Annotated in this window: 2 protein-coding genes; both read right to left on the bottom strand. The window is 33.9% G+C overall.

The window, feature by feature from the left end:
- On the bottom strand, positions 1-253 hold a 253-nt coding region (locus WMO25_RS18715), incomplete at its 3' end, for a winged helix-turn-helix domain-containing protein (RefSeq protein ID WP_349086764.1).
- The coding region (locus WMO25_RS18720) for a type I restriction enzyme endonuclease domain-containing protein (RefSeq protein WP_349086765.1) at positions 254-579 on the bottom strand (326 nt) is incomplete at its 5' end.

Here is a 579-nt window from a genome sequence, read left to right on the forward strand (position 1 = left end):
TAAGCTCTTTAATAGCAAAATTAAACTTAAAATCAAATTTTTTGTACTGATTTCCTGTTTTATTAGATGTATATAGTTTCTGTTCAAATTCAGCAATATGCTCATCTAACTCACTAATTCTGTCTCTAATTTCAGAACGCTCTAACTGTCCACCTGCTTCCTGAAGGACTTGAAGGATTGGTTTAATAAGGTATGATACTTGTTCTTCTGTATTTAAATCGTCATAAAACATATTTACATTTACACCTCTCATTTACTGTGCATACTTCTTGAAATTCTCTGCCTGCTCAAGAACTTCCTTGTAAACATCATCAATGGTTACTGGCGGATAGCCGAACTCATCAAGCAGCAATATCAAATCCACTTGCAAGTTTGCCTTAATATCATCACGGGCAGACCAATCGGTATAGCGTGACTTATCATCAACAATCAACTTTATCCTCTTGGATAGTTCAATCATTTTATCGTCCGGATATTCAAACTCAAACTTCTTGGAAACTGCTTTCAAAATATCATAGAAAGCTTTTTCTTCATAATCTATACCCATATTCTTGAAGGAGTTCTTTTCTGTTTTCAGTT

The sequence above is a fragment of the Coprococcus intestinihominis genome (assembly GCF_040096555.1).
GTDB lineage: Bacteria > Bacillota > Clostridia > Lachnospirales > Lachnospiraceae > Coprococcus_A > Coprococcus_A intestinihominis.